The organism is Arthrobacter sp. 9E16 (assembly GCF_002929435.1).
Classification (GTDB): Bacteria; Actinomycetota; Actinomycetes; order Actinomycetales; family Micrococcaceae; genus Arthrobacter_B; species Arthrobacter_B sunyaminii.
The window spans coordinates 862,445-885,249 of record NZ_PJIU01000002.1; the positions used below are offsets into that span (position 1 = coordinate 862,445).

Consider the following 22,805-nt stretch of genomic DNA (forward strand, 5'->3'; position numbering starts at 1 on the left):
CGTCCGTACGGTTCAGCTGCATCCGCGCTTTCAGATTTGTTTGCCGCTACTCTCTCCCGGTGAACCGTTGAAACAATCGTCCCGCTGACTGGTGACACCGGTTTGGGGCATTGAGCCGGGCCTTCAGCTTCTGCCGGAGGTGCCAATTGTCATTTTCCAAAGGTCAGGTTCTGGTTCATCCCCATCACGGCCCAGCAGTGGTCAGCTCTTTTCAAATCCATCCGCGTCTGCAGAAGGACTGCATGGTCCTGGAAGTGCAGGCCTCCCATCTGATGGTCTGGGTTCCCCTGGATCAGATTGAGCGTGTGGGCCTGCGGCCCGTCCTGGACCAAACCGGTCTGGACACGCTGTTTTCGGTCCTGCGGGGCCCGGCTGACGAGGAGGATCACCAGTGGTCCCGGCGGTTTAAGGACAATACCGAAAAGCTGGCCACGGGCGACCCTCTGGTGATTGCCGCCGTCGTGCGCAATCTGATGCTCCGAAACAACTCGCACGGGCTTTCCCAGGCGGAACGGGAAATGCTGCGCCATGCACGGCAGCCGCTGTTGACGGAAGTGTCGCTGGCGCTTGCTATTACGGAGCAGGCAGCATCGGACATGATTGACGCCGTGTGGTGCGCTGCCACCGAACCTGAGGCGTCTTAAGCCGTATCAGGATTCTTCGGGCCGGAGGCCCGCGGATTCATGATTGTGACGCCGCAGACCAGCCCGCCGATCGATGGGCAGCGTCACAGCTTGCCTCCTCCGGATAGGGGTTTACTCTGCTGCGGCAGTGCCTACAATTAAGAGGATCAGATATTTTCCACGGCGGACCCTCCGATCCCCGTCCCTCCGTCTCTGGTCCATTTTGGTGATTTAAGTGACTGTAGTGCGTACCGATTCCGCCGTCTCAAGGTCCCTAACGCCTGTTCATCGGCCTCCGCCGCTTCCTTCCCGCGGTTTGCTCATTGAATGGGATCCCGCGACCTTTCGGCAAACGCTCGAACAATTTGCCGGAGACCGGTCGCTTCCGGTCCCCCATGCTGAAGTCAAAACCGGCTCGCCGTTCCCCTTTAGCCTCCGGGTCCTGGACGCGGATGTTCCGCCTCCGATCATGCTGCACCCGCATTGGGAGCAGGCGCTGACCGGTTTCATACGGGAGCAGGCCCGGGGCGTGCCCCTGAACGCCGGAAACCGCCACTACAAGGACCGCAACCCGAAATGTGAGGTGGCGGTAGCCCTCACCCCCCTGCGCGTGCTTGCCGGAGAACGGAGCATCGAGGAACTTGAGGCCATCGCGTCCGGGCTGGAACTGCCCTGGCTGCGTTCCTACCTTCGCTTCCGCCATGAGACTGCCATCCATTCCGTTCTGCGCATGTCGCCAGACGAAACCAAATCTGCCCTGCGGGAAACAGCCGAGGCGGTGGAGCGATGCCGGTCCGTTGACGGACCGGCTGCAGAGGCGGTCGCCACAGTGCGCCGCCTGCAGCAGCTCTTCCCGCACGACCGCGGCATCCTGCTGGCCATCTGCATGAAACTGATCCAGCTGAATCCCGGGGAGGCAACCGTGATCCCTCCCGGATGCCTGCATACCTATCTGTCCGGCCAGGCTGTGGTGGTTATGGGCATCTCCGATAATGCGTTGCACGCCGCCCTCACCACGGAGCAGGTGGACCTCACCGAATTGCTGCAGCTGATAAGCACCGGACAGCCGCAGCCTTCTGCCCTGCCCGTACTCGAGCTCGGTGACGGCGAGCAGCGCATACCGCTGTGGAGCGACGACCTGGACCTGCGGCGGGTGGTTGTGGGGAAAGATCCAAAGCCCGTCATTGTGGGGCCGTTCAGCGTTGTGCTGGCTGCTATGGATCCCGCCTCCATCACCGTGGAGGAGGTCACGGCTGAAATGCTTCCCGAAACAAAGATCCTGTACGCCGGGGCGCCCGTGACGGCCACCTTCACCGGCCCGTCCCAGGTCTTCGTGGCGTCGGCACTCTAGCTGCGGCGCCCGGCAGACAAACAGCAGAGGGAGGACACCACTGGTGTCCTCCCTCTGCTGTTTGAATTTTGGTGGGTGCCTAGGCTACCGGCACACCAATCTTCATGCCGTGCTTGTTCACCAGCAGGTCGCGTGCACCCTGCACCTGGACCCGGGCTTCTTCCTCATCCCAGCCCAGCTGGGGAGCAAGCAGTTCCGCCAGCTCATTGAGCATCTCCTCGGTCACCAGGCCGCGGAAGGCCAGTGACGTGCGGCGGATCAGGATGTCGGACAGACGGGTGATCTGCTCGTTTTCCACCATGTAGGTGAGTTCACGGGTACTCAGCTCGGGAGTGGAGGCCAGCAGCTGGTCTCCACCCTTCGCCAGGAACTCGAGAACATCGGTGGCGCGGGTGCCGTAGCGGGTCAGCAGTACGCGGACGCGGTCGCGGTCGGCAACCTCGCTGGCCGTGCGGTTGACCCACAGGCGCTCTTCCGCTTCGGTGCGCGGGAAGTCCTTGCCGCCACCGATCTGAAGCTCCGACGTCGTCGTCTTCCGCGGCATGCCCAGTGCGGTCATGGCTTCGGAAGCAAGGTTTTCGGAGAGGGCGCGGAACGTGGTCCACTTGCCGCCCACGAGAGACAGGGTGGTGACGTTCTTGCCGGCGCGGCGGTCCATGCGCTTTTCGATGCGGTAGTCGCGGGACACGAAGCCGGGCTGCGTGTCATCGTGCTTGGGCAGCGGACGGACACCGGAGAAGGTGTACACGATGTGGTCGCGGCGCACGTCGATGGTCGGGAACACATGCGCAACGAGTTCGAAGAAGTACTCGATTTCCTCATCGGTGCAGACCGAGTCCTCGGTGATGTCGGCGTCGATGTCCGTAGTGCCCACCAGCACGCGGTCACCCATCGGGTAGATGAGGACAATGCGGCCGTCGGTGTGCTCGAAGAACAGTTCGCGGCCGTTGCAGGCTTCAAGCAGTTCCGGGTGGTCCAGGACGATGTGTGAGCCCTTGGTGCCACCCATGAAGGAGGTGCGCTTTCCGAAGGAATCATTGGTTTCGTCCACCCAGGCGCCGGTGGCGTTGATGACGACGTCGGCTTCGAACAGGAATTCTTCGCCCGTCAGTTCGTCGCGCAGCAGCGTTCCGGCGTCCGTGGTGCCCACGGCCGAGACGTAGTTGCTGGCGCGGGACTGCGGATTGGCTTCGAGTCCGTCGCGCAGCACGTCCAGGGTGAGGCGCTCGGGGTTGTGGACCGAGGCGTCGAAGTACGTGGCGGTGTACTTGACGTCGGAACGCAGTTTGGGCAGTTCCTGCAGGGACTTCTTCTTGCCGACAAAGTTGTGGCGCGGAGCCACGCGGCCGCCGCGGGAGAAGAAGTCGTACATCAGCAGGCCGGCTTTGATGAGCACGGCGCCGCGCTCGGTGTGCTTGCCCTGCTTGTGCGTCAGGAAGCGCAGCGGGGCCGCGGTGATGCCTGAGAAGGTGCTGGTGATCGGGATGGTGGTCTGCAGCGGCTTTACATAGTGCGGGGCCAGTCGGAGCAGCGCATTGCGCTCGACGACGGACTCATGCACGAGCCGGAACTCGCCGTTTTCCAGGTAGCGGATGCCGCCGTGGATCATGTGGGATGAGGCACCGGAAGCGCCCTGGCAGTAGTCCCCGCGTTCCACGAGGGCTACGTCCACGCCCTGCAGCGACAGGTCACGGAATGTGCCTACGCCATTGATGCCACCGCCGACGATCAGCACTGAGGCCCGGGGGCGGTCCTTCAGCTGCTGAACCACCGGACGGGCGGCGGTCATTCCCTTAGCGGGATTCACGGAATTGTCCACGACTATCTCCAAACGCTTCTGTGGCGGCTTTGCCATATCCATCCATGCTCGAAGCCTGAGGGCCCAGGCATCGAGCCGATGCACAAACGTGCACCCTGACATAATGGATACATGAGGTTCTTTGCGGATTGGGTGGACAACAAGTGAACATTGGTGTCACCAAGCGTTCCGCTGCACGGCACGGGGAGGGTTTTGCCCCTCAGGCGGAAGGACGCGACCGGGACGCCCTGCGGGCGGCACAGATGTACTACCTGCAGAACCTGACCATGGAAGCCATCGCCCGCGAACTGCGGATCTCGCGCTCCACTGTTTCCCGCCTGCTCTCGCATGCCCGCAGCACCGGACTGGTGGAGATCAAGATCAACAGTGCTGCGGACCGGGCTCCGGCGCTGGAGAAGGAAATCAGTTCCCGCTTCGGAATCCACGCCAAGGTGGTGCCCGTGGTGGAGGGGGTTTCCCCCGCCCAGATTCTGCAGCGTGTTGCCGTTCAAGCCGCCCACCACATCAATCCTCTGATTGATTCGGACGCCATCGTGGGTGTTGCCTGGGGCTCCACACTGACCGCCGTCAGCCAGCATCTGGGCGTCAAGGACACCCATGACAGCACAGTTGTGCAGATGAATGGTGCCGGCAATTTCCGCACCTCGGGCATCACCTATGCCAGTGAAATCCTGCAGCGCTTCGGCCATGCCTACGGCGCACGCGTGGTGCAGTTCCCGGTGCCCGCGTTCTTCGACCACACGGAGACCAAGGAAGCCATGTGGCGCGAACGTCCCGTGAAGCGCGTGCTGGATCTGCAGGCCCGGATGAACATCGCCATCTTCGGAGTCGGCTCCATGGAGGCGGGCGTTCCAAGCCACGTTTACAACGGCGCCTACCTCGATGAAGAGGATCTGGAGGATCTGATGGCCGAAGGCGTGGTAGGTGACGTCGCCACCATGTTCTACCGCGTGGACGGCACCTGGGACGGCATCAGCCTCAACGCCCGCAGCACCGGCCCGGAGCTGGGCCAGCTGCGGCAGGTCCCGCGCCGCATCTGCGTGGTGGCCGGGGAAGCCAAGACCACCAGCCTGCTGGGGGCGCTGCGCGCCGGTCTGGTGACGGACCTGATCCTGGATGAAAACTCGGCCCGCAGGCTGGCCTCCTGCTGAGTGGATGCGTCTGGCCGGTCCGGTGACAATGGGTCCGGATCCGCCCGGGACTCCAGTGTGCCCGTCAGCGCACAGTCGCCGGCCGCAGCAGCAGCCAGGTTCCGGTGGCGGAGAGCACGACCGCACCGATGGCTGCGGCAGCAAGCCACCAGAGGTGGAAGGCGGCGGCAATTGCTGCCGCCTGGGGCACGAGGATGATTACCGCCACCGCCAGTATGAGGACGACGCCGCCTGCGAGGAGTTGAGGGCCGAGAGCGCCGAAGCGTACCCACGCTGCGGCGAAGACTCCTCCGATGGTAAGTGTGGCAAGTACTCCCAGGAAGACGATCGGCAGCAGACGCAGTGTGTCGCCGCCGCCGAGGACGTAGATATCGAAGATGTAGAAGCCGGCAAACCAGTGGTTGGTGGCGATCTCGATGGCATTGAGCGCAGCCAGGATCAGGGCGACGTAGGCGGCGGTGAGTGCGTTCCAGATGATGGTACCGGCGACGAATGACCGCCTGGATGCCCCGAGAGCCAACGCGAACGGGAACGTTGTTCCAACACTGGCAACACCGAGATAGCAGAAGAAACCCACCAGTGCGTAGACAATTCCGGGATTGCTCTGGGAGCCCTGGATCCACGCCTCGCTGCCCGGCTGGCTACCGGAACGCCAGAAGATCAGTGCGGTGAGCACGGAGATGATGGCGACTGACCCGGCGATGGTGAGTGGCACAACGAAGGTTTCCGTCCGCCGGTTGAGGTGGATTTTGACGGTTGAGACGACGGCGCTCATGCGTGCGCCCCTTTCCTGGTGCGAATCGGTTGCGGTGCATCTGCCCCGAATGCTGCGACGAGTTCCTGGAGGGTAGCCGGCGAAACGGTTGCTCCGAGTGTGCGCGCCTGGGTTCGGAGATCGTCGTCGGCGGTCCCGCTGACGGTGACCGATTTCAGGTTGCCGACTGTGTGCGAGAGGAGAAGGGCCCTGCCTTCTGAGAGCCGCTCGACAGCGTCTGCGGTCCCGCTCAGGGTAAAGGCAAGGCTGGATGTCTCGTCGCTGTCGCAATCGGCGCACACCCGGCCCCGGTCAACGATCACTACACGGTCAAAGAGAGCTTCGGATTCTTCGATGAGGTGGGTAGACAGGATGACCGTGCGGGGGTGCTCCGTGTAGTCCCGGAGAAGCATGTTGTGAAAGAACGCCCGGGCTGTGACGTCAAGGCCCAGGTAGGGCTCATCAAGGAGTGTGAGCGGGGCTCGCGAGGCCAGGGCGAGAACAATGGCGACGGCGGAAAGCTGTCCCCGGGAGAATTTCTTGATCGGCGTCCTGTCCGGGATGCGTAATCCCTCCACCAGTTCCGCGGCAATGCCGGCGTTCCAGTTCGGCGCAAATTCGGGGGCGATGCGCAGGACATGGTGCAGCCGGTAGCCGTCGGGATACCGCTGGTTGTCGCGGACAAAGCTGATCTTGGACAGGGCCGCTTCATTCTCAAAGGGGTTCTGTCCAAACACTTCCGCTGTGCCTGAGCTCGGCCGGTCCTGGCCGGCGAGAATGGACATGATGGTCGTTTTGCCGGCACCGTTCCGGCCAAGGAGTCCGCAGATGGCGCCCGGCGGAACGGTGAGCGTGATGTCGTCGAGCGCCTTGGAGTGCCCGAAGGCGCGGCTCATGGAGCGGATGTCGATTGCGTTGGTCATGCCGGATCCTGTTCGTCGTCGATCATCGAGTGCAGTTCGGCGGCCGGAATCTCAAGGACCGCGGCTTCGCGAAGAAGGGGCTGCAGGTATTGTTTGCGAAACTCATCGCGCCGCCGGGCAAGGAGGACTTTCCGCGCTCCGGTCGCAACAAACATCCCGATGCCCCGTTTTTTGTAGAGCACGCCCAGATCCACGAGCATGTTCACGCCCTTGCTGGCGGTCGCGGGATTCATTTGGTGGAACATGGCGAAGTCGGTGGCCGAAGGCACAGCGGTCTCTTCGGGATAGGTTCCCGCCACGATGTCGTCGGCAATCCTCACAGCAAGCTGCTGGAAGATCGGACCCTCACCTGTGAACATGACCACACCGTAGTCCATTAGTGGACTAATGGACATAGGTACTGGAAAGTCAGGACTCCAGCATTGCCACGGACCGGTTCCACAACCCCAGTCCCAGCGCTCCGTCCCGGGCCTGGCGGTTAGGGCGCGCCACCTTGCACCGCCGGTAATACTCGCCTGTCGCGTAGTCCTGCCCCGGAACAGCCCCGGCAAGATAGACCAGCGTTCGGGCGCCCTTGTCCGGAGTCAGCACCAGATGCCGCAGGGGTGAATGCCCTGCGCCGGGTGCCACACCGTGCTCCCTTAGGAAATTGGTGGCCACCAGGCCGGGGTGGAAGGTTGTGGAAGTTGCTCCCCGGAGGCGGTAACGGCGGTCAAACTCGCGTGTAAACAGGATCAGTGCGAGTTTGGCTGCCGCATAAGCCCGAAAGGGACGGTACCGCTTTTCCAGCTCCAGATCATCCGGATCGATGCGTCCGAATAAGTTGGCCGCGCTGGAAGTGTTGATCACGGTTCCGCCCGACTCCAGCAGCCGGTCGGTCAGCATTTGGGTGAGCAGGAAGGGCGCCAGGTAGTTCACCTGGAAAGTCCTTTCGTGTCCGTCCTCAGTGATCTGCCGCCTCGAGCCGAACATTGCTCCGGCGTTGTTGGCCAGGACGTCGATGACGCCGCAGCGTGCCAGCAGCTGGAACGCCAGGTTCCGCACAGTGTCCAGCGCGGCAAAATCGGCCACGACGTACTCGCCGCCGGTGTGCCCGGCCACTGCAGCCGTCTTCGACGGCGACCGCCCCACCACCACCACGCGATGACCCTGCCGGGCCAGCTGTCTGGCGGCGGCAGCACCGATACCGTCGCTGGCACCGGTGATCACGATGGTTTTGCGCATCATGCTCAGGATTCGATCATTGCCACGGACCGGTTCCACAGCCCCAGTGCAAGGGCCCCGTCCCGGGCCTGGCGGTTCGGGCGCGCAACCTTGCACCGCTCAAAGTACTTGCCTGTGGGATAGTCCTCGCCGGGTGTGCCTTCAGCCAGGAACACCAGTGTCCTGGCCCCCTTTTCCGGGCTGGTCAGGAACAGCTTCCCAAGCCGGGTTTGGTAAAGCGCGTGCATGGCGGACCCCCGGACGCCCGAGAAGCCGGAGGCAACGTTGCCCGGATGAAACGCCGTCGAGGTGGCACCGTGGGAACGGTACCGGCGGTCGAATTCCTCGGTGAACAGGATCTGCTCCAGCTTGCTGTTTCCGTAGGCTCTGCGGGGGTTGTAGTTCTTCTCCGACTCCAGGTCATCCAGATCCACCCGGGCGAAGAGCCGGTTCGCGATGCTTGAGGTGTTGATGACGGTCCCCCGTGACTCCAGCAACCGGTCCGTCAGCAGGCGGGTGAGCAGGAACGGGGCCAGATAGTTCACCTGGAACGTCATCTCGTGTCCGTCTCCGGTGACCTGCCGCTCCTTGCCGAAGATGGCACCGGCGTTGTTGGCCAGGACATCGATGCGCGGATAACGCTGCAGCAGTTCCGAAGCCAGATTCCGCACTTGGGTCAGCTCGGCAAAATCAGCCAGGAAGTACTGTCCGCCCGTTTGTTCCGCCACCTCGGCAGTCTTCTCCCGCGAACGTCCCACCACCACAACGTGGTGGCCGTCCGCGGCGAGCCTGCGTGCGGCAGCCGCGCCGACGCCGTCGGACCCGCCGGTGATCACGATGGTCTTGGACGCCATGGGCGCCTGCTTTCCTCGAAGTGCCGGGACGGCATCACCCTAGCGGCTAAGGCACCGCAAACGGTACCCCTGCGCCTGAAGCATCCCCGTTGCTCCCGCACATCCGGACAGGGGACCGGGGTTAGCGGGAATTCCTGCTCCGCCAGAAAGCTGCTATCAGGGCACCGGAAACGTTGTGCCACACCGAGAAGACAGCCGCCGGAAGGGCAGCTTCGGGCGTGAAGTACTGCTTGGCCAGCCCCGCGGCCAGCCCGGAGTTCTGCATGCCCACTTCAATGGCCATGGTTCGCCGGGAGGCTACGGGTTGACGGAAGAGCTTCGCCGCGCCGTAGCCCAGGCCCAGTCCGAGGCCGTTGTGCAGGATGACCGCAAGCAGGATCAGCCAGCCTGCGGTGACGATGGCAGCAGCACTTCCGGCCACTACGGCAATCACTACAAACGTAATGGCCAGGACCGAGATCCACGGCAGGGCCGGCAGCACACGGTCCACCAGCCGGGGCACTGCGTAGCGGATCACAAGTCCCAGCACCACGGGAATCAGCACAATCTGGACAATGGACAGGGCCATGGAACCGGCGTCAACCGCCATGTACCGTCCGGCCAGCCACAGCGCCAGCAGCGGCGTTAACAGGGGTGCCAGCAGGGTGGACACCGAGGTCATGGCCACCGACAGGGCAACGTTGCCCCTGGCAAGGTAGGTCACCACGTTGGAAGCTGTACCGCCGGGCGCGCACCCTACGAGGATCACGCCGGCTGCCAGTTCAGGACTCAGCTGCAGTGCCCAGGCGATTCCGGCTCCCAGCAGCGGCATGATCACAAACTGGGCGACGACGCCGAGGAGCACGGGCAGGGGCTGCCGTACCACCAGTGCAAAGTCCGGCAGGGTCAGGGTCAGGCCCATGCCGAACATGATGAGCATCAAGCCCGGATTGATAAACGCGGAGAGACCGGTGAAAGGCTCCGGGAAGAAGAGGGCCACCGCTCCCCCGGCAAGGATGAGCAGGGGAAAGACCGTGACCGCCACGCGCGCACTGCGCTCTTCGCCGGTCCGGGTTTGCTGGGGGGCTGGGGTGCCGGTATTCGCAGACATGCCCATATGGTGGCACTGCCGGCGCTGATCCGCTGATTGTGACACGCGGCACCCTCAAAGCTGCGCGGCGGCATCGGGAGCGCAAGGCTGGAAAGGGAGTTTTCAGCTTTCTTTGGAACTGTTTATCCCGGCAACGCAAAGGGGGGCCGCTGCATCAGCAGCGGCCCCCGGGTTACCGGCGCACCTGGACGGGCACCGGGAACTGCGGCGGATTACACCGCGGCAAACTCCTTCTCCGCAGCCTTGTCACCAGCCGGATCCGCCGGGGCCGGAGCCTCGTCGACCGGCCAGGCTTCGGTGCGGGGCGGCTTGATCCGGTCGATGATGATGACAACCACCAGGGAAGCAGCACCCCATATGCCAAGGGTCAGCAGGTGGGAGGCAACGGTGTCCCCGCCGAAGTACAGGATGGAACGGATGGACTCCACTGCTGCCGGCATCGGCAGTACCTCGTGCAGGAAACGGAAGATCTCCGGCTCCATGTAGATGGACATCGCGGCCCCGGAGGCCGGAACGCCCAGGAACATCAGGATTCCAATCACCGGAAGGATGGCGAGCATCCCGATCAGGCGTTCAAAGACCGCGGTGAACATGGCAACGCAGAAAATGGCGATGGCTCCAACCGCCCACAGCTGGAAAAAGTGCCCGTCTACGGCGCCAACGAAGACGTCAACGATCACCCACAGGAATGCAGAGAAGCCTACCGCCCAACCGGCCGCGATCGGCAGGAGCTTGCGAAGCGGACGGCTGGCCGGCTGGGCGGTCGCGCCCACCACAATGATCATGAACCCGGCCATAATCCAGCCCATGGCCAGGTACATGGTGGCCATGCCCATGGAGTCCTGACCCGGCAGCGGGGCAATGTCCTCCTTGATCAGTTCCATCTGCTGGCCGGCGGACACCTGGCCAAACACCTGGCTGACCACCTGCTGCGCGCTCACGCCCGCGGCCTGGTTGGTGAAGAGGGTTGCGGCGGGGTTCTCTGCCGACGGCAGGACGTAGGCTGCGGTGACCTCACGGTCCCGAACCTGCTCACGGGCCTCATCGGCGGAATCCAGTGCCCGCAGGTCAAAGAGCCCGGACATGTTTTCTTCGAGTCCGGCAACCGCTTGTTCGGCCTGCTCAGTGGTGGCACCGACGACGGCGACCGGCATGTCCCTGGGCGCGGGCTGGTACATGGCGCCCAGCATCATCGTGAGCATCATCGACACCATGACCAGCGGGAAGAATGCCAGGGTGACATAGCGCCAGACCCGGCTCTTCGGGCGCGGCCCGCCGTGCAGCGACGCCACGTTGACGGCCGGCGGCTTGGCATCCGGTTTGCGGCGCCGCTTCAGGGCATCAAGCCCCAGAGTCAGCAGCAGGGAGGCGACGATGCCGATGACCAGTACCAGCAGGTGCCCGGCTGCGCCGTTCCCGTCAAAGTAGAGCACCGATCGAAGCGACTCACCGGTAGCGGCAGCCGGCAGGAAATTGTGCAGGAAGGGGTAGAGGGCGGGCATCGTGTGCACGGACATGCTCATGTTGGACGCCGGCACCCCCAGCACCATGAGGAACAGCATGCCCACCAGCACAGCCATCGGACCGAAGATACGGGTCAGGAACAGCTGGACGCTGCCGACGGCGAAGACCGACAGCCAGCAGATGCCCAGAACGGCCGCGGTGTGGCCTTCAACCACACCCATGATCGGGCCGACGACGGTCCATACCAGGGCGGCAATCAGAGCGGACCAGCCTGCGAGCAGAGGAACAAAGCGGCGGAAGCGGAGGAGTTCGGGCGAGTTGGACAGCACCAGGCTCAACGGCATGTAACCGGCAAGCATCAGGGCGGTCGTCATGAACATTGCCCCCAGGCCGGCCATGTCGTTGTCCGGCAGCGGCTTGAGATCCTCGGTCTGCAGGTTCAGCCCCTGGCCGAGCACCTGCGGAGCCAGGAGCGCGGTGACGGTGCTGGATTGCGAGGCGCCGGCTGCACCGGCGGTGTACACGGTGGCCGAACCGCCGGACAGCACCACGGCACCTGAAACTTCGCGGTCCAGCACCAGCTGGCGTGCTTCCTCTGCCGATGCCGCCCTCCGAACGTCAACAGCATCCGGGGCGGCGGACTCCAATGCCCCGGTGAACGAATCCGTCTGCTGCGCGGGGCCGCTGACTGCGATGGGCATATTGTGCGGTTCCGGTGAATGCATAGCGGCCAGGTAACCGCCCACCAGCATGGACACCATCAGGAGCGGCATCATGAACATGGCGACGTAGCGCCCGATCTTTTCGGCCTTCGCACGCTTGGCGGCCGCCGCGTCAGACACTTGGCTCTCCGGAGCTTCAACCTCCGTTGCCGGGACGGTGTCCGGCGGGGAGTCAGCGGAGGTCGGGTGGGGATTGGTCAAGAACGTGCTCCTGTAATAGATCAACGAAGTCGGGGCGGGTGCGCCGGGCCGGAGGCGGCCGGACGGGTTAGTGGAACCAACTCGTCAAAATTACGCCAAGTGGCGTAAAATTGATAATCGAGGGAATATCGGTGGAACGCGTTGAAAGAGGGATCGGCCATGGGGCAGCACGGTGACAAGGCGCGCGAAGCGCTGTTGGACGCGGCCGAGGAACTTTTCGCCCGCTTCGGCATAGACGCCGTCTCCAACCGGCGGATCGCCGAACATGCCGGCACCGCCAACCATTCCGCCGTCGCCTACCACTTCGGTGGCCGGGAGGAGCTCATCCGTGCCCTGGTCACCCGGCACACCGCGGACACGAGCCGCCGCCGGGCTGAATTGGCGGCCGGGCTCAAGCCAAACCCTGCTCTTCCGGAGCTGTTGGCCTGCCTGATCCTGCCGTGGGTCGAGCACCTGGGGTCGCTGCCGGTGCCGAGCTGGCGGGCACGCTTCGTCTACCAGCTGCGGGCGGTACCGTCCATGCAGGAGGTGCTCGCAGGATCCGTCCTTGCCAACCCCTTGACCGAGGACCTGATTGGGCGCCTGGAGGCGGCTACCGGAGAGCTGGCTCCGACCACGCGGTACGGGCGCTCCTGGATCCTGGGCAACATGGTGCTGGGAGTGTCCGCCGAGTACGAGGCACGCATCCAGGACGGGGCGGAAAAGGCCAACTGGACCGGAGTGGGGTACTTCCTCATTGATGCCTCGGCTGGCATGCTCTCCGCACCGGTAACCCATCCGGGTGATTTCCTCACCCAGCCCTCCGCGGTTTACCTGCCCTGAATCACGCCGCAGATCCGGGACGCGCGCGTGCCGCCTCGACGGCGAGCGCCGTCTCCTCTGCCGCCAGGTCCCCGTTGATCGCGGCACCGGCCATCAGGCCGGCTGCGGCCGCCGCCATCACCTGCGCTGACGGCGCGGCAAGGTTGCCCGCTGCGTATACACCGGGCACCGGGGTGGCACCGGTGAAATCCACCGGTACCGCCGTCCCGAAGACCACCTCCCCCATGTACTGATCGGCCGGGACAATCCCCAGCTCCGCGAGATACCCGGCCCGGGCCTGCAGACGGCTAAACACCACCAGGGCATCCCGGTTCACCAGCTCCCCGCCGGCCAGCCGGATACCGGCACCGGCGGTCCCCTCCACGGCAGTGACTTCACCGGTAACCGTCCGGATCCCCCGTGCCGCGAGCTGCTCTGCCTGCGCAGCGTCCGGAGTTCCGGCCGTGTGGAGAAACAGCACTACGTCCGCGCTCCATTGACGCCATAACAGCGCCTGGTGCATTGCCGCTGCGATATCAGTGGCCAGAATACCGATTGCTTTGTCCCGGACCTCCCAGCCGTGGCAGTACGGGCAATGCAGCACTGCCGTGCCCCAGCGTTCCTCGATTCCAGGCAGATCCGGCAGGATGTCTGCCACCCCGGAAGCGGCCAGCACCCGGCGGGCGTGGACCCGCTCTCCGTCAGCCAGCTGCGCCAGGAATCCTCCGTCGGCGCCCCGGGTCACCGAGGTTACCCGGCCCGTTCTCACGGTTCCGCCGTAGCTGCGCACTTCATCGCGGCCCGCACTGTAAAGATCCGCCGGCGCCGCACCCTCCCGGCCAAGATAATTGTGAATGTGGGCCGCCGGCGCATTGCGCGGCTCCCCCGCGTCCACCACCAGCACGGACCTCCGGGCCCGCGCCAGGGCCAGCGCCCCGCTCAGTCCGGCTGCGGCACCGCCAATCACGACGACGTCGAACCGGCCGCCGCTTTCCCCGTTCCTGTCCACCGCTGTATCCATAACCGAATTCTGCCCTTCATCCCTGCGCCGACCTGGCCGGTGCCTTGTCCTTCAAGTCTCCGGCGGGCAGCAGCGGGACGGCAAACAATGTTGCCGCCATGGCAAAATGAGGCACATGGACGACTCTTTGGAAACTGCCCTCGAGGGTGTCGGCGCCAGGCTCCGCTCGCTGCGGACCGACAGACGCTTCACGCTGGCCGGAGTATCAGCAGGCACCGGAATCTCGGTCAGCACCTTGTCCCGGCTGGAATCCGGACAGCGGCGGGCCACCCTCGAACTGCTGATGCCCCTGGCCCGGATCTACGGAGTCACCATTGACGAACTCGTCGATGCTCCGGCCACCGGGGACCCTCGGGTGCATATGCGGCCCTTCCGCCGGCACGGGGCAACCATCATTCCGTTGACGGAGCAGGCCGGAGGGATCAGGGCCTACAAATACATCCTTCCGGGCAAGGCCGCCCCGTCCCAGCCGCAGCTCAAGACGCATGAGGGCTATGAGTGGCTCTATGTGCTCAGCGGAAAGCTGAGACTGGTGCTGGGTGAGAAGGAACTGGTCCTGAGCTCCGGGGAAGCCGCCGAATTCAACACCCGTGTGCCGCATTGGATGGACAATGCCACCGGTGACAGCGTCGAGTTCCTCGCCCTGTTCGGACCGCAGGGCGAGCGCGCACATCTGCGCGCCCGCCCTGCGGGAAGTGGCCGGGACCAGAGGTGAGCCCTGTCCGGTCCTGTTTATCGCCGCCCGTGCGGCATGCTCAGGAGGGCGACGACGCTCCGACCATCCGTGCGCCCCGCCGGCCCAGCACCTTGTCATAGATCACCGAGAACACCAGTGCCACCACAAGGGCGATGAGAATGATGATGAGCATGCCGATGATTCCGCTTTGCACCCCGGCACTGGAATCGGCGTCGAAGTAGAGGACGGCGCGGTTGGCCATGGTCATTTGGTAGAGCGGCTCCCCGCGCGCAATGAACCGGAAGAATCCGGGCAGCGCTTCCAGCGGCACCACGCCGGTCGCCGAGGGCAGGCCCATAAACACCACGTAAAGCAGGGACAGGACCATGCCTGCGCTGCCGAACACGGCGATCAGCGCGAAGGTCACCGCGGACACCGTCACGATGGAAAGCCACGTGGTCAAGAAGAACAAGCCACCGTGCGGTATCGGCATTCCGACGGCGGAGGCCACCCACATCATCAGTCCCGCGGTGGGGAGCGCCCCTATGACCACGATGCCCCACTTCACGAGGAAGGTGACCCAGCGGGCAGGGCGCCGCTGGGGTCCAAGGGTGAAACGCGGACCCAGCTCGATCGGCGCCACCCCCAGCCGGGCGTCAAGCAGGAAATGCAGGGCCACGGAACCGCTGACTCCCACCACCATCAACAGCACGGAGTAGAAGAACGCCCCCATCCCCAGGGCAGCACCCTCCGGCGGCGGAGAGTAGACGCTGGTGTTGACGGCAATCGGGTCCGCCAGCAGATCGGCTGAGGTGCCGCCGACCTTCGGGGACACCTGCTGCTCCAGCTCGGAGGGCAGCGCCGTGCCCAGCTGCTCCAGCTCGCGCTCCAGTTCGGCCTGCGCCTGCGCCTGGGCTTCCTCCGCGGATTTTGTGAGCTGCTCCCCCAGCGCGCGGTTGGCCTGTTCCAGGGCGGGATCTATGGCCTCAGTGGCCAGGCTGCTGGCCAGCGGCCCGGCCTGGGGATTGGTGTAGACGGTGACCGTGGGCCGGGACACCTCTTCGGCGCTGAGCGAACCGGAAACCAGTGCAGTGGCATCCGCTGAAAACGATTCGGGAATCACCACTGTCCCGTGGATCTGTCCCTTGCGCATCTGGTCCTGGGCCTCGTTCCAGGACAGCTCCCGCAGCTCGATTTTGTCCGAGCTGCCAAATCCCTGCTTCATTTGGTCCGTAATGTTCCGGCCCAGGTCCTCGCGGCCGCCGTCCGGCGTATCCGTTCCCTGGTCCTGGTTCACCACCGCAATGGGGAAGTGCTTCAGATGATCTCCCGGACTGCCTAGCCCGCCAATGTACAGGGCCGTGCCGGCTCCGCCCAGAATCAAGAGCACCAGCAGCGGGAGCAGCCATGTGCGGGGGGAGGCATAGAACCCGATGCCGCGTGAACGGGATTCAGGAGGATTCTGCGATTCATTGGTAACTGTATGAGCTGGCATGGAACGCACCTCCGGAAGGCGGACTGATGCTCAGGCTGAAGTTGTGGTTCAGCCCTGCTTCTTCGAGAGTATCCGCGGCACCGGGACGGCGATACGGTCAGGCGCCGCAGTGGACCTTCCGGGGTCGGATCATCCGTGCAGCCCCTCCAGGCGCACTTTCAGTGCGTCCAGAACCTGCACCTGTCCTTTGACGATTTTGGTGCGTGCCGCGGCCTCATCGAACCAGCCGGCGACGTCGATTTCCGGGTACTCCCGAACAGTGCCCGAGCCTGGCGGCCACTCCAGCTCAAACGTGTTGCTGAGAATCCGCTCCGGGGAAAAATCCGCTTCAGCAGCGAAAACCGTAATGGTCTTCTTGGCGGACTGCCGGAAGCTGCCCAGGGATGCGTAGTCTGCAGCCGGTGCCGGCACGCCCATTTCCTCGCCGAATTCGCGCAGCCCCGCAGCAAGCGGCTCCTCACCGGGAAGATACTCGCCCTTCGGAATGGACCAGGCATGCGCATCCTTGCGCGCCCAGTACGGGCCGCCCATATGGCCAAGCCACACTTCCAGCCGACCGGTGACGCCGTCGGACGCCGGGTCACGGCGGTACAGCAGAATCCCTGCACTGTGGATCATGGGCTCATCCTAGGGCTTCCTCCCGGGGCAGTCCTACCGTCCCGAAGACGGTCCGTGCAAGGATCGGCGTATGAACCAGCGCCTGATGCTGCTTGACACCGCATCCTTGTACTTTCGTGCCTTCTACGGAGTGCCGGACACCATCCGGCGAAGTGACGGGACGCCGGTCAACGCCGTCCGCGGCCTCCTGGATATGATCACCCGGCTCACCGCCGACTACGGGGCGACGCATTTGATTGCCTGCTGGGATGATGACTGGCGTCCGCAGTGGCGCGTAGACCTGCTGCCGACCTACAAGGCGCACCGGGTGGCCGAGACCGTTGACAATGCCCCCGACGTCGAAACCGTGCCGGATCCGCTCGAGGCGCAGATTCCCATGATCCGGCGCACGCTGGAGCTGGCCGGCGTCGCCGTCGTCGGCGCTCCCGGATATGAGGCCGACGACGTGATCGGCACCTACGCGAGCGGCGCCGATCTGCCCGTGGACGCCGTCACCGGGGACCGGGACCTCTTTCAGGTCATTGACGACGGGCGCGGGGTTCGCGTGATCTACACGGCAAGGGGGATGAAAAACCTGGAGGTGCTGACGGAAGCCTCGATCGTGGCGAAATACCGGGTGCTGCCGCAGCAGTATGCGGACTACGCCACCCTGCGCGGAGACGCCTCGGACGGGCTGCCCGGCGTCGCCGGGATCGGGGAAAAAACAGCGGCATCCCTGCTGGGCGAGTACGGCACGCTGGACGCCCTGCTGGCTGCGGCATCAGACCCGGACAGCGGACTCTCGGCGCCGGTGCGGTCCAAGCTCGCCAAGGCGTCAGAGTATCTGGAGGTTGCGCCCGACGTCGTTCGGGTGGTCCGTGACCTGGACCTGCCCAGGCTGGACGAGGCGGGCGCGGAGCTGGCGCCGATTACCGGCAACGACCGCGCCGAGCTGGAGCGCCTCGGCACGGAATGGAACCTCGGCGGATCCGTGAAACGGCTGCTGGAGGCCTTTGACCGGTTTGCGTAACGGTACCCCTGGCGTGAAGGCCCGTTGCTAGGTCCGCGCCGGCCCTCTGCCCACTTCGGCTTGAACCTCGGCAACTACCTCGCGGTGGCTGCCCAGAGCCTCAAGTTCCTGGGCCAGTTCTTCGAGTTCGGCGCCGCCGGCCATCTGGGCGGTCAGCTGGTCCAGGGTGACGTCCTCTTTGCTGTAGTAGCCGATGGAACGCCCGCGCTTGAGCAGCAGGAAGCGGTCCCCCACCGGGTAGGCATGGTGGGGATTGTGGGTAATGAAGATGACGCCGAGTCCGCGGTCACGGGCCTGCAGGATGTAACGCAGGACCACCCCGGACTGCTTGACGCCCAGGGCTGCCGTCGGTTCATCCAGGATCAGCACCTTCGCACCGAAGTGCACGGCACGGGCAATGGCCACGCACTGGCGCTCGCCGCCGGAGAGCTGACCCACCGGCTGCTCCACATCGCGCAGGTCAATGCCCATGGCCTGCAGCTCTTTCCTGGTGATCTCCTTCATCCGCGCAACGTCGAGCCTTTTGAACGGCCCCGAGCCCGTGGTGAGTTCAGAGCCGAGAAAGAAGTTGCGCCAGATCGGCATCAGGGAAACAACAGCCAGGTCCTGGTAGACGGCGGCAATGCCCAGGTCCAGCGCGGAGCGCGGAGACATGAAGTGGCGTTCCGCCCCGAGCGCCGTGAAGGTTCCTTCATCATGCGGGTGCAGTCCGGCAATGATTTTGATCAGCGTCGATTTGCCGGCGCCGTTGTCGCCCAGCACGCAGGTGACCTTGCCGGCATCCACATCCATGGTGACATCGTGCAGCGCAATGATGTTGCCGTAGTGTTTGCCCACCTTGTCGAGCCGCAGCAGATGCTCCGGAGCCGGCAGCCCAGCCTCAGGCACAGCGGCTGCACCGCCGTCGGCGTGGTTTTTCCTGCTGTCCATGTGTTGTCTCCGTCTCTAGCTTTGTTCGGCCCGGCGCTTGACCACCATGTTCACCATGGTGGCAAGCAGCAGCATGAGGCCCAGGAAGAACTTGAACCAGTCCGGATTCCATTCCGCGTACACAATGCCCTTGTTGGCCATGCCGAAGATAAACGCCCCGATGGCGCCGCCAATGGCGGAGCCGTAACCGCCCGTCAGCAGGCAACCGCCAATCACGGCCGCAATGATGTAGAGGAATTCGTTGCCGATGCCTTCACCGGACTGCACGGTCGAAAACGCGAACAGGTTATGCATGCCCAGGATCCAAGCGCAGAAGCCAACACCCATAAAGAGGCCGATTTTGGTCTTCACCACGGGAACACCGACGGCGCGGGCGGCGTAGTCATCACCGCCGGATGCAAATATCCAGTTACCCATTCGGGTGCGCAGCAGGATCCACGAAGCCACGGCAACCAGGGCAATCCAGATAAAGACGGTGATCCGGACCTCCACTCCGCCCAGCGTGACGGACGAGGCGAACACGGCCTTGGCGGAATCGAAACCGTCCATGGTCGAGATGGACGGTGAAGAAACGCTTCCGCCGATGGCCCGGGTCAGGCCCAGGTTAAGCCCGGTGAGCATGAGGAAGGTTGCGAGGGTGACGATGAAGGACGGGAGCTTGGTCTTGACCAGAATCCACCCGTTGATGAAGCCAACCGCCAGCGACACCACCAGCGCCAGCGCAACGCCTACCCATACGTTCGTCGAAAAGTACCAGCTGAAAAGTGATGCCGTCAGGGCCGAGCTGATAACGGCAACACCGGTGGACAGGTCAAACTCCCCGCCGATCATCAGCAGCGAGACACCCACGGCCATGATGCCGATGGTGGAGGCGCCGTACAGGACGGTGGCAATGGAGCCGGGCTGCAGGAACACCGGTGCAACCACTGAGAAGAAGGCAAACAGGGCGATGGCACCCACCAGCGCCCCGATTTCCGGGCGTCCCAGCAGTTTGGCCATCCTGCTCTTGGAGGCAACCCGCTCGTCGGCAGCCGGACCGGCGGGGGTGATGGTATTAGCCGTCATGGGGTTTCACTTTCATCATGTCCGGGGCCGCAATCGTGCCCGGGCCGGACCGGCGCATCAGCGGATGCCGTCAGCGGCAAAGACCGCAACCTGTTCGGCGTTCGAGGAATCGATGATGGTGGGACCGGTGAGCACCGGCTGGCCGCCTCCGAGCTCGAAGCCTCCGCGGGAGTTCTGCCAGAGCGCGTCAACCGCTCCGTAGCCCTGAAGCCAGGGCTGCTGGTCCACCGTGAAAATGATTTCCCCGTCGGCAATCCTCTTGGCGAGGTCGGGGTTGAGGTCGAAGGAGGCTACCTTGGCCTCGCTGCCGGAAGACTCCACGGACTTCAGGATGGTGAGCGTATACGGCGCGCCCAGCCCGACGACGACGTCGGCATCCGCTGTTGCCTGCAGCTTGGCTGTCACGGTGGACTCGACCTGGGTCATGTCGGTTCCCTGGACATACAGGATTTCGGTGCCCGGCACCTTGGCCTTGACACCGGCGCAGCGGGCTTCGTGTCCCACGTTGCCCTGCTCATGGATCACGCAGATCGGATGAGCGTACCCGTCCGACGCCAGCCGCTGCCCCACCGCTTCTCCGGCGAGCTGTTCATTGGAACCAAAGTGGGTGAAGGCGCCGAGTTCAACAGATCGGTCCTCCCCTGAGTTCAGGCTCACCACCGGAATGCCGGCGGCTTCCGCCTTCTGGAGCGCTGAGGCGACGGCATCCGGCTTCGCCAAGGTGACGGCAATGCCGTCCACGCCCTGCTCCACGGCCTGCTCAATCAGCTGGGCCTGCCGGCCGCCTTCAGGATCCGAGCTGTACAGAAGCTCAACATTGTCCTTCGCCGAAGCCTCTTCAGCACCCTTGCGCACGATGTCCCAGAAGGTGTCTCCCGGACCCGCGTGGGTAATCAGGGCAATCTTGATGCGGTCAGTGCCGGCAACGGCACCTCCGTTATCGCTGTCCGCTTCGGGGGTCCTCCCGCCGGAACTGGAACATCCTGCCAGGGCCAGCGCAGGAACCAGCAGCACCGATGCTGCCAGTTTGCGCAGGGAAAAATTGAGTGACATTAAAGTCTCCTTTGTCTTCACGGCCCGGCCCAGTAGCCAGCAGCCGGCAGCCGGAGGGGCGCCGCCCCGCTTCGGCACTTGGAAGTCCAAATATATCGACAAGCATGACCATGTCAATCATTTGTCAGGACATACTCGCTTTACCCGAAGCGCTTGTCAGGAGACAGGTTCGCGAGAATTGGTGAGCGATCCCTCCGGCGGAGTGACCGCTGTTACACTCGACAGCAAACGTTTTTGTCCTTACATGGTGCGGTGCAGACCGGGAAAACTACGGAGGTCCAGCAATGAGTCCGGAGCTCAATATTCCGATTGACCGGTCCTCTCCCGTACCCCTGTACCACCAAGTGGTCCAGGGAATTGAAGCAGCCATCCACAGCGGCGTCCTGGAATTCGGCTCCAGGCTGGACAACGAGATTGACCTGGCCGGCAAGCTGAACCTGTCCCGGCCCACTATGCGCAAGGCCATGGACGAATTGGTCCGTGCCGGGCTGCTCGTCCGCAAGCGCGGTGTTGGCACTCAGGTGGTATCAAACCAGGTTCGCCGCCACCTGGAGTTGACCAGCCTGTTCGATGATCTGCAGGGGTCCGGACAAAAACCCGCCACCGCGGTACTCGACTTCCGGCACGGCCAGACAGCACGGCCCGTCGCAGAGACGCTGGAACTGCCCAAGGGCGTGCGCACCTACCACTTCTCCCGGCTGCGCACCGTCGGCGGCAAGCCGCTGGCACTCATGGAGAATTGGGTGCGCGATGACATCACGGAAATCACCGAGGGAGCCCTCCGGGAGCAGGGCCTCTACCAGCTCCTGCGGGATGCCGGGGTGAACTTGAGGCTGGCCACCCAGCGCATCGGTGCCGCCGTTGCCGACAAACGGCAGGCGGAGCTGCTGGACATCGCGCCCGGTGACGCATTGGTAACCATGGAACGCACCGCAGTGGACGATGCCGGACGCAACGTCGAAACCGGACGCCACGTGTATCGTGCCGATTCCTACAGCTTCGAGATGACACTGGTTCAGCGTTAGGGGTGCACACCCCGGGAAAGAGATTCGGATGTCGGAAACACCTTGGGTCTATCCGCTGGGTTCGGCCGCCGACGGCGGGTGGCAGGTTTCGCTGGGAGCAACGGACAGCGCCGCCAGGATTCCGGGATGGTCACACACCGGCCTAAAGGTCACGGAACTGGCGCCCGGGGAGTCGGTGTCGTTGCCGGCAGCGGATGAAGAGCGGCTGGTCATCCCGCTTGTTGGAGCCTTTACGGTCCTGGTTGACGGAACCGCGTATCCGCTGCGGGGCAGGAACTCGGTCTTTGCCGGCGCCACCGATGTCCTCTATTCAGGGGTCCGGACGCCGCTGACGGTCTCCTCGGACAATGGCTGCAAGGTTGCTGTGGCTCTGGCCCCGGCGCACGAGAGTTATCCGGTGCGGATGGTCACGGCGGAGGAAACCCCGGTGGAGCTGCGGGGATCGGGAACCTGTTCACGGCAGGTCCACAACTTCGGCACCCCGGCCGCACTGGAAGCGGACCGCTTCATTGTCTGCGAAGTCCTCACCCCTGCCGGCAACTGGTCTTCCTATCCCCCGCACAAGCATGACGAGGAGAAGGACGGGGAGACGTCCCTGGAGGAGATCTACTACTTTGAAACGCGGGCTGCTGCGGGTTCACCGGTTCCGGAGGACGTTGACGCGGTGGGCTATGCGCGCGTCTACGCCTCCGATGAAAGGCCGATCGATGTCAGGGCCGAAGTCCGCAGCGGCGATGTTGTGCTCGTCCCCTACGGCTGGCACGGCCCGGCCATGGCAGCCCCGGGATATGACCTCTATTACCTCAACATTATGGCCGGTCCCGGCCGGGTGCGGGAGTGGCTGATCAGCGACGATCCGCACCACGGCTGGATCCGGAAAACCTGGGACGGACAGCCGATGGACCCGCGGCTCCCGTTCACCTCCTGAGCTGCCGTCTGACCGGGGCCCTGCTGTCT

The 22,805-nt window shown here is 64.2% G+C and carries 22 protein-coding genes; 8 read left to right on the plus strand and 14 right to left on the minus strand.

Annotated features, from left to right (window positions below):
- The first annotated feature begins 146 nt into the window (after positions 1-146).
- A complete protein-coding gene (locus tag CXR00_RS10720; protein WP_181032531.1) occupies positions 147-644 on the plus strand; it encodes a CarD family transcriptional regulator in 498 nt (165 codons plus the stop codon).
- Between the two features lie 223 nt (positions 645-867).
- Entirely contained in the window at positions 868-1,974 is a 1,107-nt protein-coding gene (locus CXR00_RS10725; RefSeq protein WP_258060425.1) for a type I phosphomannose isomerase catalytic subunit, read from the plus strand.
- A gap of 79 nt (positions 1,975-2,053) precedes the next feature.
- On the opposite strand, the gene CXR00_RS10730 is transcribed toward CXR00_RS10725, so the two are convergent.
- Positions 2,054-3,763, minus strand: a complete 1,710-nt coding sequence (locus CXR00_RS10730; RefSeq protein WP_104054853.1) for a glycerol-3-phosphate dehydrogenase/oxidase — start codon at positions 3,761-3,763, stop codon at positions 2,054-2,056.
- A 272-nt stretch (positions 3,764-4,035) separates the two neighbouring features.
- On the opposite strand from CXR00_RS10730, the gene CXR00_RS10735 reads away from it, so the two are divergent.
- Positions 4,036-4,944 carry a sugar-binding transcriptional regulator gene (locus CXR00_RS10735; RefSeq protein ID WP_104054854.1) on the plus strand — a complete coding sequence of 303 codons (909 nt, stop codon included), beginning with the start codon at positions 4,036-4,038 and terminating at the stop codon, positions 4,942-4,944.
- Between the two features lie 64 nt (positions 4,945-5,008).
- Here the strand turns inward: CXR00_RS10735 and CXR00_RS10740 are convergent, their stop codons facing one another.
- The 7 genes from CXR00_RS10740 to CXR00_RS10770 form a co-directional block, all read right to left on the minus strand.
- On the minus strand, positions 5,009-5,719 hold the full coding sequence (locus tag CXR00_RS10740) for a hypothetical protein (protein WP_104054479.1): 711 nt from the start codon (positions 5,717-5,719) through the stop codon (positions 5,009-5,011).
- Positions 5,716-6,621: an ABC transporter ATP-binding protein gene (locus CXR00_RS10745; protein ID WP_104054480.1), complete on the minus strand. Its 906-nt coding sequence runs from the start codon at positions 6,619-6,621 to the stop codon at positions 5,716-5,718. Before CXR00_RS10745 ends, CXR00_RS10740 begins: the two co-directional genes overlap by 4 nt.
- Positions 6,618-6,980 carry a GntR family transcriptional regulator gene (locus tag CXR00_RS10750; RefSeq protein WP_104054855.1) on the minus strand — a complete coding sequence of 121 codons (363 nt, stop codon included), beginning with the start codon at positions 6,978-6,980 and terminating at the stop codon, positions 6,618-6,620. The genes CXR00_RS10745 and CXR00_RS10750 overlap by 4 nt, the downstream gene beginning before the upstream one ends.
- A 49-nt stretch (positions 6,981-7,029) precedes the next feature.
- On the minus strand, positions 7,030-7,848 hold the full coding sequence (locus tag CXR00_RS10755; protein ID WP_104054481.1) for an SDR family NAD(P)-dependent oxidoreductase: 819 nt from the start codon (positions 7,846-7,848) through the stop codon (positions 7,030-7,032).
- Between the two features lie 2 nt (positions 7,849-7,850).
- Positions 7,851-8,678 (minus strand): SDR family NAD(P)-dependent oxidoreductase, encoded by an 828-nt coding sequence (locus CXR00_RS10760; protein ID WP_104054482.1) that lies wholly within the window; start codon positions 8,676-8,678, stop codon positions 7,851-7,853.
- A gap of 121 nt (positions 8,679-8,799) precedes the next feature.
- Positions 8,800-9,768 carry a bile acid:sodium symporter family protein gene (locus tag CXR00_RS10765; protein ID WP_104054856.1) on the minus strand — a complete coding sequence of 323 codons (969 nt, stop codon included), beginning with the start codon at positions 9,766-9,768 and terminating at the stop codon, positions 8,800-8,802.
- 212 nt (positions 9,769-9,980) lie between these two features.
- Entirely contained in the window at positions 9,981-12,155 is a 2,175-nt protein-coding gene (locus tag CXR00_RS10770) for an ABC transporter permease (protein WP_104054483.1), read from the minus strand.
- 159 nt (positions 12,156-12,314) lie between these two features.
- On the opposite strand from CXR00_RS10770, the gene CXR00_RS10775 reads away from it, so the two are divergent.
- Entirely contained in the window at positions 12,315-12,977 is a 663-nt protein-coding gene (locus CXR00_RS10775; protein ID WP_104054484.1) for a TetR/AcrR family transcriptional regulator, read from the plus strand.
- 1 nt (position 12,978) lies between these two features.
- On the opposite strand, the gene CXR00_RS10780 is transcribed toward CXR00_RS10775, so the two are convergent.
- Complete coding sequence (locus CXR00_RS10780; protein WP_104054485.1) at positions 12,979-13,977, minus strand: NAD(P)/FAD-dependent oxidoreductase; 999 nt, start codon at positions 13,975-13,977, stop codon at positions 12,979-12,981.
- A 115-nt stretch (positions 13,978-14,092) separates the two neighbouring features.
- Here CXR00_RS10780 and CXR00_RS10785 point away from each other — a divergent pair, with 115 nt between their 5' ends.
- Entirely contained in the window at positions 14,093-14,692 is a 600-nt protein-coding gene (locus CXR00_RS10785; RefSeq protein ID WP_104054486.1) for a helix-turn-helix domain-containing protein, read from the plus strand.
- A gap of 40 nt (positions 14,693-14,732) precedes the next feature.
- Here CXR00_RS10785 and CXR00_RS10790 read toward each other — a convergent pair whose 3' ends face one another.
- Together CXR00_RS10790 and CXR00_RS10795 are read right to left on the minus strand one after the other, a co-directional pair.
- Positions 14,733-16,148 carry a YhgE/Pip domain-containing protein gene (locus CXR00_RS10790; protein ID WP_104054487.1) on the minus strand — a complete coding sequence of 472 codons (1,416 nt, stop codon included), beginning with the start codon at positions 16,146-16,148 and terminating at the stop codon, positions 14,733-14,735.
- 129 nt (positions 16,149-16,277) lie between these two features.
- Positions 16,278-16,766 carry an NUDIX domain-containing protein gene (locus CXR00_RS10795; protein ID WP_104054488.1) on the minus strand — a complete coding sequence of 163 codons (489 nt, stop codon included), beginning with the start codon at positions 16,764-16,766 and terminating at the stop codon, positions 16,278-16,280.
- A gap of 70 nt (positions 16,767-16,836) precedes the next feature.
- On the opposite strand from CXR00_RS10795, the gene CXR00_RS10800 reads away from it, so the two are divergent.
- Entirely contained in the window at positions 16,837-17,775 is a 939-nt protein-coding gene (locus CXR00_RS10800; RefSeq protein ID WP_104054489.1) for a 5'-3' exonuclease, read from the plus strand.
- A gap of 27 nt (positions 17,776-17,802) precedes the next feature.
- Here CXR00_RS10800 and CXR00_RS10805 read toward each other — a convergent pair whose 3' ends face one another.
- The 3 genes from CXR00_RS10805 to CXR00_RS10815 are packed head-to-tail and all read right to left on the minus strand — an operon-like array spanning position 17,803 to position 20,823.
- On the minus strand, positions 17,803-18,705 hold the full coding sequence (locus CXR00_RS10805) for an ATP-binding cassette domain-containing protein (RefSeq protein ID WP_104054490.1): 903 nt from the start codon (positions 18,703-18,705) through the stop codon (positions 17,803-17,805).
- Positions 18,706-18,720: 15 nt separating this feature from the next.
- Positions 18,721-19,770 (minus strand): ABC transporter permease, encoded by a 1,050-nt coding sequence (locus CXR00_RS10810; protein ID WP_104054491.1) that lies wholly within the window; start codon positions 19,768-19,770, stop codon positions 18,721-18,723.
- A 57-nt stretch (positions 19,771-19,827) separates the two neighbouring features.
- Positions 19,828-20,823, minus strand: coding sequence for a substrate-binding domain-containing protein (locus CXR00_RS10815; protein WP_104054492.1), 996 nt, complete (start codon positions 20,821-20,823; stop codon positions 19,828-19,830).
- Between the two features lie 284 nt (positions 20,824-21,107).
- On the opposite strand from CXR00_RS10815, the gene CXR00_RS10820 reads away from it, so the two are divergent.
- Together CXR00_RS10820 and iolB are read left to right on the plus strand one after the other, a co-directional pair.
- Complete coding sequence (locus CXR00_RS10820) at positions 21,108-21,848, plus strand: GntR family transcriptional regulator (RefSeq protein ID WP_104054493.1); 741 nt, start codon at positions 21,108-21,110, stop codon at positions 21,846-21,848.
- A gap of 28 nt (positions 21,849-21,876) precedes the next feature.
- A complete protein-coding gene (gene iolB / locus CXR00_RS10825; protein WP_104054494.1) occupies positions 21,877-22,776 on the plus strand; it encodes a 5-deoxy-glucuronate isomerase in 900 nt (299 codons plus the stop codon).
- Positions 22,777-22,805: the final 29 nt, after the last annotated feature.